Consider the following 14,008-nt stretch of genomic DNA (forward strand, 5'->3'; position numbering starts at 1 on the left):
CGATATGAGCCTGGTTCTGATAATCGACGATGATCACCAGTTGTGCACAAGCTTTTCCAAACTGCTGCTTCAAGAAGGGTACAGCACCGCTACCGCTTTCAGCGGCACTGAGGGCATCGAGCAGGCTCACATCGTTAACCCAGATCTCATAGTCCTTGATATCCGGCTGCCGGACATGAGCGGCATTGAAGTTTTCGAAGTTCTGCATGCACATTATCCCAAGTTGCCAGTCATTATCATTACAGCCTTCGGCAACACCGAAACCGCCATTGGTGCAATTCAGAAAGGTGCCTACGATTTCATTTATAAACCATTTGATGTTCCAGAGATGCTGCAACTTGTAGAGAAAGCAATTATCACCGGCCGCTGCATGTCCTCTCTGGTCGAGGTTAACCCCGGCCCGGAAAACTACTCGGGCCGTGAGGCACTTGTAGGCAGCAGCAGGCAGATGCTTGAGGTATACAAAGCTATCGGCAGGGTTTCCTCAACTAACGCCACAGTCCTTATCCGGGGAGAATCAGGAACGGGTAAAGAGCTGGCCTCACGCGCCATCTATAACTACTCAGACAGGGTCGACTTGCCATTTATGGTGGTGAACTGCGTGGCCATTCCGGAAACCTTGTTGGAGAGCGAATTGTTCGGCTATGAAAAAGGCACCTTCACCGGCGCTACCCACAGGAGGCTCGGAAAAATCGAACAAGCCCGTGGCGGCACCGTCTTCCTCGACGAGGTCGGAGACATGCCACTGAGCATCCAGGCCAAGCTGCTTCGATTGCTGCAGGAAAACAGCATAGAGCGTTTAGGCGGCAAAGAACCGATCGACGTGGATGTCAGAATCATCGCCGCCACCAACCGCGATCTGGAAAAAGCTGTAAGAGAAGGTAAATTCAGGGAGGATCTTTATTACCGACTCCGCGTAGTAAGCATTACCATGCCGCCTCTACGGGAGAGAAAAGATGATATCAATATTCTCGTCACCTATCTATTGGCACGACTGACAAAAGAAATGGCAATTACCTCCCCCGGTATCACAAGTGAAGCGATTGCCAAGCTCAGCCGCTATGACTGGCCCGGCAACATACGTGAGCTCTCGAATACCTTAAAGAAAACCCTCATATTCAATCGCGGCGCCCCAATTCTAGCAGAAGATATATCCTTCCCCAGCATCATCAGACCTCATGATGCAACAGGACCAGCCATTGCCAAGACTATTCAGGCCTGGATACGTCATGTTCTAAAATCAGGTGAACATGAGCGCTCGTATGATTTCTGTCTCGACCATATCGCCTCAGTGATAATTCAGGAGGGGCTAAGCATGACTAAGGGCAACCGATCTCAAGCGGCCAAGATATTAGGTATCTCCCGGCCCACCCTCCATGCCAAAATGGAAAAATATGGTATTGATCAAGCTGTCGAGCAGGACGATTAGCATTAGGAGGCTCTCCGAGAATAAACATTCCTTCTCAAATCAAGGAATTTTCAAAATATCAAACCGAGACACCTATCTGATATTTTGAGCATTGTTATTATCAAAATGACGAAGAGCTGGGGGAAAAGGGCATTCTCAATCAGCCTCAAGGGATTTCACGATCGGTGATACACTCTTTTGCTTTACCTGTCGATTGTGATTGTAACCGTTGAAAAACACTATTCTCGAATACCAATAGTTTTGTCTTCGCACGGTTCTCAACCTGGCAAGGGCCGATTCACAAAAGCTCCATGGTTGTCCTCCGTTCAGCTGTCCACCTCCTTTACAATTAGCCAAAGAAGCGGACACCCTTTTTCACAACTGTGGCAGTAAATATAAAATTTATCATTATATCTTAGATATTTAATCACCTATAAGTACGGCATGAGAGTTGCATTTTCTAAATCAGAATCACATCCTTGCTGATACGGTGTGTTACTGGATCAGGAAATCATCAACTTTTGGAGATCGAAATGAAAAAGCTACACTCAATTCTCGCATGTGTCGATCTGTCTGCATACTCTATATCGACAATGGAATATGCCGTCGCTCTGGCAAGAGGGCTAATGACTGAAATAGTGGTGTTGAATATTATCAACTCACGGGATATTCAGGCGATAAAAAGCGTTAGTGCCGAATTCCCACATCGAGTTGATATTGATGAATTTCTCAAAAAGACCAGAGAATCACGATACTGGCAGGTAGATGAAATGTTAAACGAACATTTCAGCTCCGACAGTGAGCGAATGCGCATTCTCGTAGAGGTGGGTATTCCGTTTAAGGCGATACTTCGAACGATAGAAACGGAGATGGCCGATCTGGTCGTAATCGGAAACAAGGGGCGGGGAAACGTTATCGGCACTCTGTTCGGTTCCAATGCGGAGAAGGTTTTCCGTCACTCACCAGTACCGGTTTTGAGTATAAGAAATATAGCCCAGTTCAGCCGCTAAACTTCTACCGGGACGGGTCTCACAACATCTGATTTCCCGTCCCTACCAGGAATATATCATACACCCGTTTTTTTATGGCCAGGATGCTCGAATCACTTTTCACTATACGGCTGATGTTGGTGTGTATGGCTAAACCTGTAAACTGCCCTTCGTAGGTGTGCAAAATCACTTTGATCCGTTCATGCAAAGCAATATCCAATGCGGTTTGCAATAGATTGTTCCCATATAGCCACAATAGTTGAGGATCAAAAATGACCATGTCGTACTGGTCAGGTTTCAACATAGAATGATATAATTCAATACCATTGTCGAGCGTAGTTACCGAGAACCGGTTATCATCCAGTTCCCGTTTCAAAAGAGCGCTGACATGATGATTCATATCCGCGACAAGAATATGAAAAGGTTTCTGCCTGACCATGCTATCACGTCGGTTGTTTCTTTTTACATGGTGTAAAGGAACCTGACACATCCTCTTCTCAGTCCCAATGAGTAACTAGCCGACTGGCATATTTTTCTGTCTGCAGATATACTCGCTTTAGAAGATGCTTAGCGGTGAAAGGCTTCAGTATGTAATCATCAGCACCGCTACGAAAAGCCCTGATTACATTGAGCACATCATTATTTCCCGTTATAACAATAACTATTCTGCTACGGTCAAGCATTTTCGACGTCCGAATAACATCGATACCGCTTATGCTGCCCATCTCCAGGTCAGTAATAACAACATCGAATGTCTCCTGCCCCAGCATCTCAATCGCTTGCCCTCCACCACTAGCTAGTTTCACCCTATATCCATCACTTACGAGTATAGACTCAATCAATTCCCGCATGATCATCTCATCATCAACCACCAGTGCCCTTGTCAACATTGTCTTTCCTTATTTTCGTGGTAGTTATTTTCGTCTCGATCACAGTACCAGACGAGACGACCTATATCCTTCCATCGAAGATAAGTATTGCAATCACTGTTCCAGCACGTCTGCTGATCCAAATAATCCTGCCTTAACTTAGCTAAACACTACCTGTCAGTGATCAGTATCATACAACTGATCACTAACTTCACCTCTCAACCATATTCTAAAACCGGGAACCATATCACATATCACACCGTAATCCTATCAATTTAATGAACCTTCAAACAAAATACACCCATCAGATAGGCCTATCACTTTAAACGAGTTCTTTAGTTTGATTTTTTCGTTGGTCTTTGTAATAGTTTTACTACTATCCTCACACACACATACCTCACACATGCGGACGATCTACTTTTTTCCGGGGTAATATTTATGAAAACTAAACTATTTAGAGTTGTTAACAACCGAATACTGTTTCAATGCCACTCATGCAAATCACGACGTTCGGTTGGAGTAGGCCCACAAGTACGGCGCAGAAGTATTCGCTGTCATAAATGTGGCAATGTAACTCAGTGCAATCTAAACCGTCGTCTCAAACCACGAGAAACACAGGCCGGCAGATGTGTCATGATCACCAATCAGGGCAAAGAGATTGAAATCGATCTTCATGATGTTTCTATGGACGGACTGGGCTTTGACCTGCCAATAAGCGCTGCGCGAGCCTTGCGGGTCCAGCAGGAGGTTCAGTTTAAGTGTAGCTGGAATCCACGCTTACTGGGATCCAGCAGGTTTGTTGTTAGAAGTATCCAAGGGCGTAGGGTTGGAGCAGAGAAAGTCAATAAAAAATGGTCGTAATGCTCTTGCTTTTTTCTCTAACTGGCCTACAGATAGTTGTGATAAAGTTCAATTAATATTTTCGCAATTTTCTGGGGATTACCTATGTGTCTCCTTTACTCAGTATTTGACGTACTATCACCTGACTGCAAATGTCATTTCCGATACATTAGCTTTCTTAACACTATTCTTTTTCTCACCCGCAAAGCTCTATATGCACGACTGCAAGAGACTATATTAAGAAAGGTTCTGTGGTTTCGGTCAAGATTAGCATCAGCACAATATCAAGACAAACTCAGGGAAGCGCAATACGTAATCAAGGTAAACCATTACAAGGGAGAAACGTTATGAAAGATTCTTCAAGTCTGCATCTTAAAGTGCAGGAATTGTGTGATTGTTTTGCAACATCAGACCCTTTGAAAGAAATGTCCACTATCGAGAAAGAAGAAGAGCACGATGAAGCCGCACTCAAATGGCTTGCCCTTGCTGTTCTGCACGGCATTAACAGCAATGCCGAAAAGATACAAATTTCCGAGGACAAGGATGGCTCTATACAGGTCTCCGCCAAATATCGTAAAGCCAACCTGCCCTCTCCCGGTTCAGCAATAGGCAAAAAGGTTATCGAGACAATTCGCAACATAACACACCTTGAAAAAGCGAAAGGAGCCACCCCTCTTGCGTTCGGATTTCGTAACAACAGTATGGAACTATATGTTTCTGCAAAGGATAAAAAAGGAGAGAAAAAGGTGACTATAGAATTTCCGTAATATAAGGGTCTATCACCTTACGCCTATACAACAACCAGAATCGCCAATTTGCGCCGGGATGAAAGATTTCATTCCGGCGCAGATTACACACTCTCATACACACATTCCTCTATTTGGTTACAAGAATAGACGTTTCATAATGGCGTTAGGCAGATCTATAAAATCCTAAATTCAGTCCCCTTTGATCTGGCTGATTGTTTCCTTAAAAAATCCTCTTGATATCAGGATGCATTTCTTCCACCTGGCGAACTGAAATTTTGCCATTAATCAGTTCTATTTCTCGCCCTCCAGCAAAAGATCCTCTGCGCTGAATTCATCAACTGCCTCAATAAACTGGCCGGCATGGTAACTGATTATCTGACAACCCTTTTTTAAGCTGTCGAGTTCTTCAAAGACTGTCATTGCTGGATTCAGGTAACGATAATAGAGCGACGTTGATATCAGACAGGAATAACGTCAAATAGAAAATTCGCGAAAGGAAAACGTTATGTGAGAAAAAAAGGAAATATACACAAAACCTGCCTGAATTAAATTTTTCAGGCAGGTTCAAAGATGTGTTACGGATTCAATCAATCACCAAAACAAGTGTTAACATTACGGGCAGCGGATATCCACTCATGGTCAAGAGGAACTGTATATCGTTTACCTATGACATCTTCCAGCGGTACGGGTTCTGATTTTTCCCCTCGCACAGCTATCATCGCCCCGCTTACACCTTGCTTGAAATATTCTACACAGGCACTTCCAAGACGTGTTGCCAACACCCGGTCTGCTGCACTCGGAGTACCACCCCGCTGCAGATGCCCGAGTATCGTTAATCGCGATTCCAGCCCTGTAAGTTCCTCAAGCTGGTTTGTTAACTTCAAAGTATTATTATGTAAGGCTCGGGTAAATTCTTTTAACTGCTCTGAGGCCTTCTTGGCAGCCTTGGAATCTTCTGCTTCTTTTGCCTTGATCTTCTGTTCCTTTAAACGACTCACTGTAGCATGCTCATCGACCGAAAGCGCTCCCTCTGCTACTGCAACAATACTGAAATTTGTTCCTCGCTGCTGTCTCTCACGAATAGCCTGAGCCACCTTGATAGGGTCATACGGTATTTCCGGTATCAGAATTACATCAGCTCCACCTGCAACACCTGCTCCAAGAGCTAACCATCCTGCATTATGTCCCATTATCTCAACAACGATAATGCGGTGATGACTGTGGGCGGTTGAGTGCAACCGGTCAATTGCTTCTGTGGCTATTTCCATTGCAGTGTGAAAACCAAAAGTTACATCAGTCATTCCGACATCATTATCAATGGTTTTCGGAAGGGTCAGGATGTTTAAGCCCTGTTGGGACAGGCGGTAGGCATTTTTCTGCGTCCCACCACCACCGATGCAAATGAGTGCATCAAGATTGTGTCGCTTGTAATTTTCACATATGACCTGGGTCATATCCATAACTTCATTACCCACAGGCATTTTGTGAGGTTTATCCCGACTAGTCCCAAGAATGGTCCCACCCTGGGTAAGAATTGATGCCAGAACATCGTAGTCAAGCCGCATTGTTCTGTTTTCCATCAACCCGCGGAAACCGTCCCTGAAACCGACAATCTGAATGTCACCACCCTTAAGAGCAGTTTTTCCAATGCCTCGAATCGCTGCATTAAGCCCTGGGCTATCACCGCCCGCTGTCAAGATTCCTATATGTTTCTTCATTCAATCTCCCAGATACATGTCACGGTTACACTAAGATGATTTGGCTGCTTTGATATTACAAGTCCATTAGTATTATAGAGCTTAAAACATCTGTTTCAATGCAGCGAACAAAAATCTTTTAATCGTGCCGAGTTAATCATCTTCTAACAATCACTATATGAGTAGTCTTCGGTCGGGCACTACTCATTGGCTCCATGATTTCCGCACCCGCATGCACCGGATTCAGCATGCGAGTTGTTGGGCTTCAAACCGTGTATAGGATTTGAACGCAGATCAGGAAAATTGGCGACAACATACGTCTGTGATTTCTTTCGATTAGTCATTTTTTTAAACTGCGCCATAAGAGGTTTGACAGAAAACACAGCTAAAACCAAAACAGCCACAAGCTTAATCGGCTCAGGAATGATTTCAGCAGCCTCACCAATAATGGCCTGTGGTGAAATTCCCAGCATTGCGTAAATCTGATCAACTGCCAGACCAAACATTACGGCGGTTGTTGCCAAGACGGTCAGATATCGAAATGTGCTTTTTTTCCCAAGAATTCCAAATAACACTGAGAGTGAAGTCACATTTGTTGCTGGTCCAACTAAAAGAAAAACAAGCGCGGCACCCGGGCTAACACCTTTTAAAATAAGAGCCGCTGCCACAGGGGTAGATGCAGTCGCACAGATGTAGAGCGGGATACCAATAACCAGCATGATAAGCATGGAACTGAAACCACCCCCAAGTAGACTCACCATAAGTTCATCAGGTATGAGCACAGTAATTACCGCCGCAATCAGCAAGCCCACATAAAACCAGATGGCAATATCTCCCCACACATCAATTACTGCATAACGGAATCCTGCCAGTACCTTTTCTCTCTTTGAGTGATGATTCTTGTGTTCTTCTTCTGAACATGATTCACCATCACAACAATTATCAACAGGACACGAACGATTAACTTTTGTTTGTTTCTCCGGCTCACTCCAGTTAATCGTATTTTCTAATAAGCCAGCGGCTATCGCCGATAAGAAGGCAGCTATCGGCCGAATCACTGTCATAATTGGATCGAGCAATGCATAAGTAATAGCAATGGAATCAACCCCTGACTCAGGCGTGGAAATAAGGAACGCTGTCGTTGCGCCTTTATTTGCTCCCTGCTTCTGTAATGATGCTGCCGCCGGCAGCACACCACACGATCAGAGCGGCAAAGGAACACCAAAAAACGCTGCTTTGATGACAGAGCTATACCGACCTCTGCCAAGATGGTGAAGGATAATATCGGGATTAAGAACAACTTTTAACAACCCCGCGATGAGGATTCCAAAAAGAATATACACGGCTGAATCGAGGAGAATCCGCCATGCTTCCTGTATAATTTCGAGCGGTAGTGATAATAACATAGGGTATTGAAGATATGAGAGAAATAATTAATTATGAATCGTAGAGGTATTAACGTTCTGCTACCTGTTCGTTTTCTCGTAAATGTTCCAGAGCAAGTGAAATAAGGTCTATTACATGATTATCAGCGAGACGATAATAGAGGATGTTTCCATCACGCCTGTTGGCCACGAGTTTCATCGTACGCAACAACCGCAACTGATGACTTACCGCTGATTCTGATATCTCAAGCAGAGCTGCAAGATCACAGACACACATTTCCTGAGTTGATAAGGCATGAAGAATACGCAGCCTGCTGGGATCTCCGAATGCTTTAAAAATTTGACTCAACTCTTCAATTTCATGTAATTCAAGCGATCCGTCACGAGCCTGACTTACCTTGTCCTGATGTATAACCCTGCATCCGCAAAGTTCTTTCTCCATCTGTGCTCCATTGAAAATTTTTAATAAGAAGAATCTATATGAGTATCTGCTCACATATTACCCACAACTATTCAACTGTCAAGAAAAGCGGATGCATTTTCGACGCATATTGATCATAATGATCAAATACATATTCGCATCACTCTTAATCCTTCTATTTCTTCATACACGAATGGACACATCCCAAAACAAAACGCACGGAATTCTGTATATCGTTGCCACCCCTATCGGTAACCTCGAAGACATTACACTCCGGGCTATCAGAATATTAAAAGAAGTTGACCTCATTGCCGCAGAAGACACGCGCCATACCAAAAAGCTGCTCAATCATCTGGAAATCCACACTCCTTTGATAAGCTATTATCGTGAGAAAGAGCAGGAACGGGGTGCTCAGATAATCGAACGGTTACAAAACGGTGAGAATGTCGCTTTGGTGAGTGACGCAGGCACCCCTGCTGTTTCAGACCCAGGAGCCATACTTGTACAGCTTGCCCACGAGGCATCTATTACGGTTTGCCCAATACCCGGTGCATCTGCATTGACTGCAGCTGTAAGCAGCTCTGGCTTTACAGAAGGAGCATTTCTTTTTCTGGGTTTTGCCCCATCGAAAAAAGGCCTTCGTAAAAAGCTCCTCACCTCGTTAATGCAAACAGAATATCCGGTTGTCTTTTACGAATCCCCACGGAGGATTACCTCCTTCCTGCAGGATGCCCTGGAAACGCTTGGTAACCGCCCTACACTCTGGGCTCGTGAAATAACCAAAAAGTTTGAAGATCTTAGGAAAAGCACTCTTGCTGAATTGCTGGAGCATTGCAGCGGCCAGAACAACCGTGGCGAATTTGTCATAATCATCGGTCCTGACAAAATTGAGCAAGCTGAAGGCGAAAACATTGAAGAACTTCTCGTCTGGTATAGAGATCACTCGGATCTTTCCATGAAAGATGCATGTCGTAAACTCGCAAAAGACTTAGGCCTCTCCAGGTCACAGATATATCAGCAGGCACTGGAGATCTGGAAAGAAAAGAACTAGCAACACCATACGTGCAGCTCAAACTATATATTTTTCAAAAACAAAAACTTTTCAACCACACCTATGAATCGCATACGAAGCTCAGTAACTCCGGAAGGAAAATTTATATACGGTATACATAAGCCACAATATACGGTGACCAATTTACGTGACAATACACACATCCAATCACTTGGTCATATAGAAGGCTCAATCATAGTGGATAATGCCAGAAATTTTCCTGAAGATGATATCAACGTCACTAACGCTGATTGGATCTTTGAGATCCCTAACCCGTTTCCCTTTAAAGGCGTAACTTATATCGACAAAGAGTGGGCTGATGCAACCGCATGCGACTATAGCCGTATTCGTATCAAGACTCCTGAACCTGTCTCGTTTTCCGAATTACTTCAAAAGTCCGGCTCAGAAATGAGCCTTCTCCAACAACTACCCGAGCCAATGCAACTTGCACTGGCTACCTGCTCAACCGATCCGAAAGATCTCATACAACTGGCGGAGATAAGCTGCAAAATCGAAAAAGACGATGAAGGCAGAGTAACCGGCCTTGGTTACCGGAAAAATACAGATGGCTCAATCAGGCCGGTAATGCATAAACATATGCTCTTTGAAGCTGTAGCCAATAATCCGCACCTACCTCAAGAGTATAAAGTTGCCATGGTTCTTCGCCCTGGTGCACAAGGCGGAAGTGAAATAGTAGGAGAAATTCCCAGCGAAAATGAGACTCACGTATACGAATATTTACGAAGGAATTCATATATTGCAGGCGGGCATTATGCTGCAAACATGGCAGAAGATGCTAGCAGATATTCAATACAGGAACTCTCACAGCAGGATATGGATGGCTTACGTCATCTGTATTACCAACGTATCTATGTCCGCCTGGCAAAAGAGATTGGTATCAACGCGCCAGAAGAACAGAGAAAATTCACAAATAATGAACTTGAAGATCTGCGCAACAAAATAACTGTTAAGCTCAAGGAAACCCCGGAAATCCCTTCCACAGCGACGCTCTGGGGCTGGAATTTCGGCTTTGATTACGCACCATCAAAATACAGACTCCATGCCTCTCACCAGCAGATCCACCAGCAGTACGCAATGATTCCTGAAAGTGTTGAAGGCTATACCGGCAATCTTGAAGCTTCGCAATTTTCAATGGAGACATACGGCTGTGGAGATTTAGTTGCTGAGGTTATACGGCATTACCGGGCAGTGTATAATCGTGAGTTTTTCGTTGATTACCTCTCAGCTATTGAAAATAATACGCGAATGGACGAACGAACTGTTCTTGAATCCAGCCTTATTGTCTGGCGTGATGAGAACGTTATAGTCTTTGTCCCAAAAGCGCAGACTTCGCAGTGGGAACTGCAACTTATGACGATTGACAATAAGCACGGGATGCCGACCGGCAATATTCTTGAGGCCGATAGTTCCATGCGAAATTCTCTGAACAGGGGAATCTTTGCAGCACAAAAAGCTCTCGCCGGTATTGGGGCCAAGATGGTTACATCGATAGAGTATCCTAAACGCATCGGCAAACGTGGAGAACCCGGTCAACCGCTCATGTATGCGTTTCTGCCAAGACTCCCTGAATCACCAGGAGCATTTAGTGAAGCGCAATTACGATTTATCAATGGAACGTATCCTGAAGACTTTGCGGCTGTATTACGTACCCAGCTTTTACAATACAAAGAGGTGTAATCAACCGGAGAGTCTCAGGTCGGAGCCCTTAGGCCTGAACTATATTCACATCCATACGGGCTGTAGCGATAACCTTCTGCAGCCCCAGCCGCTTATCGAGGTTCAGGATAATTGGTCCGGCAATATTGGCATTAAGTGATGAATTACCTTCTCCACCCTCACCTTTTTTAGAGAGCATAAGTAGCACCGCGAGCAGTTTTGGGTCCTCTGCCTGCAAGATTTCCTGCTCTTCATCAGTGAGATCAAGTGAATAGTTCAGCCCGTAATCTGTTGGATCAACAAGGGTAAATGTCACCCTTGGGGTATCAACAGATTCCAGCCAGTACACACTTGACTTCTTTTCTTGCTTGTGAAAGATGTGATATTTAGTGTAGGTTTCAAATCCGGGTATTCCTAAAGGGAAAGTAATGACTTTTCCGGAATCCGTATCCGATTGCAGGACACCATTTTCAGCTTGTGACATACTCCTCTCCTTATGTTTTCACAGATACATTTTGTCAGGATTACTCACTATAGCAAATTTCTCTGGAGAGTAGCAAGGTACTCCCCTGAAATAACTGGATTACCCTCGCCTTAGACATTTTTTGGCAGTATTTTTTCCTTAGGAGACTGTCCGGGGATAGCAATTTCTCTCATAGAAAGGCATTTTGAAATAATAAGCATAGCCATATTGATACTATTGCGAACATTATTTTTTCATAATAACGTCGAGATGGGAGTAAGAGTAATCTCGTACGACCTCCTGAAAACCACATACTGCCCTGATTATAACCCGCACGACTGAAGTGCATTGTTTCTTTGATGGAGTTAACGATGGATAATAAAGGTTTTTTTGGAGACTGGGGAGGAGCATACATCCCGGAGGTCCTTCATCAAACATTTGAAGAGCTAAAAAAAGAGTACGCAAAAGCCCGTCAGGATCCTTCATTCTGGCAGGAATATCTGCACATTATGCGTACCTATTCATGCCGCCCGACACCGCTTACCCACGCCAAAAATCTCTCCGACCACTTTGGCGGAGCACAGATTTATATTAAACGTGAAGACCTGAATCATACCGGCGCCCACAAGGCGAATAACGTAATGGGACAGGGACTTCTGGTTCAACGAATGGGAAAAAAGCGGGTTATAGCCGAAACCGGTGCAGGACAACATGGTATGGCAACTGCGACCATGGCTGCAAAATTTGGTTTTGACTGTACCATATATATGGGTGAAGTTGATGTAATGCGTCAACGTCCGAATGTCTTCTGGATGGAGAAAATGGGAGCGACAGTCGTACCTGTAAAAGATGGCTCCCGAACCTTAAAAGATGCCATCAACGAAGCATTTCGTGACTGGGTCACTAATATTGATTCGACTCATTACGTATTTGGCACAGCCTGCGGGCCTGCTCCGTTCCCTGAGATGGTTTCATGGTTTCAGTCGATCATTAGCCAGGAAGCGATTGAGCAGATACAGGAATATCACGGAAAGTTGCCAGCCAGGATATATGCATGTGTCGGCGGTGGCTCAAACGCCATGGGAGCATTTACTCACTTTCTTGATACTGATACTGAATTAGTTGGCGTTGAAGCAGGTGGTCACGGTATTGAGACAGGGCAACACGCTGCCCGCCTCTGCGGTAAAGATGCTACTCCCGGCGTTGCCCAGGGGTATAAGACCATGTTCCTGCAAGACGATGATGGCCAGATGCTTGAGACTCATTCTGTTGCAGCTGGTCTTGATTATGTTGGCGTCAGCCCGATTCTTGCTGATCTGTGGGAGAAAAAGCGTGTTCGCTTTGAAGCAGCCACAGATAAAGAAGTCATGGCTGCCCTCGATCTGACGATGAAGAAGGAAGGAATTATTCCGGCTTTAGAGTCTTCCCATGCATTTGTCCAGGCTTTCAAGGAAGCACCAACCCTTTCCAGCGATGAAGCGATCATTATCAATATGTCCGGCAGAGGCGATAAAGACATCTTTACCATTGCACACGCCTTCGATGATCCATCATGGAAAGAGTTCATTATTGCAAGAGGCAAAGAATACAGTTCGAATTCCTGAAATCCTGTTTTTATGAATTCCTGAATTCCACATATCATTTGAATTTCACTACTCGTGTAAAAAGCAGGTAAACCATGCAATTAGAACAGATATTACGTGAGCGAAAAGAGGATAAAGACATCCTCCTCATGACCCATATAGTGCTTGGATATCCGTCCTTTGAAGCCAACAGAGAAATCATCCGCCAGATGGTTGAAAACGGTGTTGACTGCATTGAGATGCAGATTCCCTTCTCAGAACCGATGGCAGATGGCCCGGTTATTTTAAAAGCTAATCAGGACAGTCTTGCAGCGGGCACAACTGTAGAACAATGTCTTGAATTTGGCGCTGAAATGGCCGCCACCTATGATATTCCCTTCCTCTTCATGACCTATTACAATATAATTTTCAAATATGGAGAGGAGCAGTTTTTTGCAAGAGCAAAAGCCGCAGGTATAAAAGGATTTATAGTTCCGGATGTACCACCTGAGATGGGAACAACGTTCCTGAAAGAAGCGGAGAAAACAGATATAGCCCCGATTCTCATTTATGCCCCGACCTCCACACCAGAACGTATGACCCATCTCGATAGCATTGCCCAGGGCTTTATCTACTGTGTAGCCAGACGCGGCGTTACCGGTAAAAAGTCTGAATTCGGTGAAGGTTTTAATGACTACCTGGCACTGTGCAGAAAATCTACCCGCCTGCCTATTGCGGTTGGTTTTGGCATTCAGGATAAGGATGACATTAAAGCGCTTACCGGTCGTGCTGATATTGCTGTTATCGGTTCACAGACCATTCGCCTGGTCGACGAACACGGGCCTGATGCTGTCGGTCCTTTTATTGCCGGGCTACGTTAATCCGTAAACGACTTTA

15 protein-coding genes are annotated in these 14,008 nt (G+C 44.6%); 8 read left to right on the forward strand and 7 right to left on the reverse strand.

Annotated features, from left to right (window positions below; translation table 11 throughout):
- Window positions 1-4 precede the first annotated feature (4 nt).
- Both FCL46_RS14720 and FCL46_RS14725 read left to right on the forward strand, forming a co-directional pair.
- A complete protein-coding gene (locus FCL46_RS14720) occupies window positions 5-1,429 on the forward strand; it encodes a sigma-54-dependent transcriptional regulator (protein WP_136806855.1) in 1,425 nt (474 codons plus the stop codon).
- 512 nt (window positions 1,430-1,941) lie between these two features.
- Window positions 1,942-2,418: a universal stress protein gene (locus tag FCL46_RS14725; protein WP_136806854.1), complete on the forward strand. Its 477-nt coding sequence runs from the start codon at window positions 1,942-1,944 to the stop codon at window positions 2,416-2,418.
- A 19-nt stretch (window positions 2,419-2,437) separates the two neighbouring features.
- Here FCL46_RS14725 and FCL46_RS14730 read toward each other — a convergent pair whose 3' ends face one another.
- Window positions 2,438-2,836, reverse strand: a complete 399-nt coding sequence (locus FCL46_RS14730; protein WP_167505839.1) for a response regulator — start codon at window positions 2,834-2,836, stop codon at window positions 2,438-2,440.
- Window positions 2,837-2,894: 58 nt separating this feature from the next.
- Window positions 2,895-3,287, reverse strand: coding sequence for a response regulator (locus FCL46_RS14735; protein WP_136806852.1), 393 nt, complete (start codon window positions 3,285-3,287; stop codon window positions 2,895-2,897).
- Between the two features lie 612 nt (window positions 3,288-3,899).
- Between FCL46_RS14735 and FCL46_RS14740 the strand changes: the two genes are divergently transcribed.
- The gene (locus FCL46_RS14740; protein ID WP_136806851.1) at window positions 3,900-4,127 is read left to right on the forward strand and encodes a hypothetical protein; all 228 of its coding nucleotides are present in this window, start codon (window positions 3,900-3,902) and stop codon (window positions 4,125-4,127) included.
- Between the two features lie 326 nt (window positions 4,128-4,453).
- Window positions 4,454-4,873 (forward strand): hypothetical protein, encoded by a 420-nt coding sequence (locus FCL46_RS14745; protein WP_136806850.1) that lies wholly within the window; start codon window positions 4,454-4,456, stop codon window positions 4,871-4,873.
- 273 nt (window positions 4,874-5,146) lie between these two features.
- Here FCL46_RS14745 and FCL46_RS28470 read toward each other — a convergent pair whose 3' ends face one another.
- From FCL46_RS28470 to FCL46_RS14760, 4 genes are all read right to left on the reverse strand, one after another.
- Complete coding sequence (locus FCL46_RS28470) at window positions 5,147-5,275, reverse strand: PIN domain-containing protein (RefSeq protein WP_267313629.1); 129 nt, start codon at window positions 5,273-5,275, stop codon at window positions 5,147-5,149.
- A 167-nt stretch (window positions 5,276-5,442) separates the two neighbouring features.
- Window positions 5,443-6,573, reverse strand: coding sequence for a 6-phosphofructokinase (locus FCL46_RS14750; protein ID WP_136806849.1), 1,131 nt, complete (start codon window positions 6,571-6,573; stop codon window positions 5,443-5,445).
- A gap of 179 nt (window positions 6,574-6,752) precedes the next feature.
- Complete coding sequence (locus tag FCL46_RS14755) at window positions 6,753-7,958, reverse strand: SO_0444 family Cu/Zn efflux transporter (RefSeq protein WP_153307122.1); 1,206 nt, start codon at window positions 7,956-7,958, stop codon at window positions 6,753-6,755.
- 49 nt (window positions 7,959-8,007) lie between these two features.
- Window positions 8,008-8,379 carry an ArsR/SmtB family transcription factor gene (locus tag FCL46_RS14760; RefSeq protein WP_136806848.1) on the reverse strand — a complete coding sequence of 124 codons (372 nt, stop codon included), beginning with the start codon at window positions 8,377-8,379 and terminating at the stop codon, window positions 8,008-8,010.
- Window positions 8,380-8,551: 172 nt separating this feature from the next.
- On the opposite strand from FCL46_RS14760, the gene rsmI reads away from it, so the two are divergent.
- Window positions 8,552-9,409, forward strand: a complete 858-nt coding sequence (gene rsmI, locus FCL46_RS14765; protein WP_136806847.1) for a 16S rRNA (cytidine(1402)-2'-O)-methyltransferase — start codon at window positions 8,552-8,554, stop codon at window positions 9,407-9,409.
- Between the two features lie 63 nt (window positions 9,410-9,472).
- The gene (locus FCL46_RS14770) at window positions 9,473-11,107 is read left to right on the forward strand and encodes a hypothetical protein (RefSeq protein ID WP_136806846.1); all 1,635 of its coding nucleotides are present in this window, start codon (window positions 9,473-9,475) and stop codon (window positions 11,105-11,107) included.
- 28 nt (window positions 11,108-11,135) lie between these two features.
- Here FCL46_RS14770 and fliW read toward each other — a convergent pair whose 3' ends face one another.
- On the reverse strand, window positions 11,136-11,570 hold the full coding sequence (fliW, locus tag FCL46_RS14775; protein ID WP_136806845.1) for a flagellar assembly protein FliW: 435 nt from the start codon (window positions 11,568-11,570) through the stop codon (window positions 11,136-11,138).
- A gap of 350 nt (window positions 11,571-11,920) precedes the next feature.
- Here fliW and trpB point away from each other — a divergent pair, with 350 nt between their 5' ends.
- Both trpB and trpA read left to right on the forward strand, forming a co-directional pair.
- On the forward strand, window positions 11,921-13,153 hold the full coding sequence (gene trpB, locus FCL46_RS14780) for a tryptophan synthase subunit beta (RefSeq protein ID WP_136806844.1): 1,233 nt from the start codon (window positions 11,921-11,923) through the stop codon (window positions 13,151-13,153).
- 74 nt (window positions 13,154-13,227) lie between these two features.
- Window positions 13,228-13,992: a tryptophan synthase subunit alpha gene (gene trpA, locus FCL46_RS14785; protein WP_136806843.1), complete on the forward strand. Its 765-nt coding sequence runs from the start codon at window positions 13,228-13,230 to the stop codon at window positions 13,990-13,992.
- Window positions 13,993-14,008 lie beyond the last annotated feature (16 nt).

Origin of the sequence: Desulfosediminicola flagellatus, assembly GCF_005116655.2 — a bacterium.
Classification (GTDB): Bacteria; Desulfobacterota; Desulfobulbia; order Desulfobulbales; family Desulfocapsaceae; genus Desulfopila; species Desulfopila flagellata.

Excerpts from the sequence above, each read along its gene's own strand:
- FCL46_RS28470 (WP_267313629.1), bottom strand. The coding sequence starts at position 5,275 with ATGACAGTCTTTGAAGAACTCGACAGCTTAAAAAAGGGTTGTCAGATA.
- FCL46_RS14760 (WP_136806848.1), bottom strand. The coding sequence starts at position 8,379 with ATGGAGAAAGAACTTTGCGGATGCAGGGTTATACATCAGGACAAGGTA.
- FCL46_RS14735 (WP_136806852.1), bottom strand. The coding sequence starts at position 3,287 with ATGTTGACAAGGGCACTGGTGGTTGATGATGAGATGATCATGCGGGAA.
- FCL46_RS14730 (WP_167505839.1), bottom strand. The coding sequence starts at position 2,836 with ATGGTCAGGCAGAAACCTTTTCATATTCTTGTCGCGGATATGAATCAT.
- FCL46_RS14770 (WP_136806846.1), top strand. The coding sequence starts at position 9,473 with ATGAATCGCATACGAAGCTCAGTAACTCCGGAAGGAAAATTTATATAC.
- FCL46_RS14725 (WP_136806854.1), top strand. The coding sequence starts at position 1,942 with ATGAAAAAGCTACACTCAATTCTCGCATGTGTCGATCTGTCTGCATAC.
- FCL46_RS14720 (WP_136806855.1), top strand. The coding sequence starts at position 5 with ATGAGCCTGGTTCTGATAATCGACGATGATCACCAGTTGTGCACAAGC.
- FCL46_RS14745 (WP_136806850.1), top strand. The coding sequence starts at position 4,454 with ATGAAAGATTCTTCAAGTCTGCATCTTAAAGTGCAGGAATTGTGTGAT.
- trpB (WP_136806844.1), top strand. The coding sequence starts at position 11,921 with ATGGATAATAAAGGTTTTTTTGGAGACTGGGGAGGAGCATACATCCCG.
- FCL46_RS14750 (WP_136806849.1), bottom strand. The coding sequence starts at position 6,573 with ATGAAGAAACATATAGGAATCTTGACAGCGGGCGGTGATAGCCCAGGG.
- FCL46_RS14740 (WP_136806851.1), top strand. The coding sequence starts at position 3,900 with ATGATCACCAATCAGGGCAAAGAGATTGAAATCGATCTTCATGATGTT.
- rsmI (WP_136806847.1), top strand. The coding sequence starts at position 8,552 with ATGGACACATCCCAAAACAAAACGCACGGAATTCTGTATATCGTTGCC.
- fliW (WP_136806845.1), bottom strand. The coding sequence starts at position 11,570 with ATGTCACAAGCTGAAAATGGTGTCCTGCAATCGGATACGGATTCCGGA.
- trpA (WP_136806843.1), top strand. The coding sequence starts at position 13,228 with ATGCAATTAGAACAGATATTACGTGAGCGAAAAGAGGATAAAGACATC.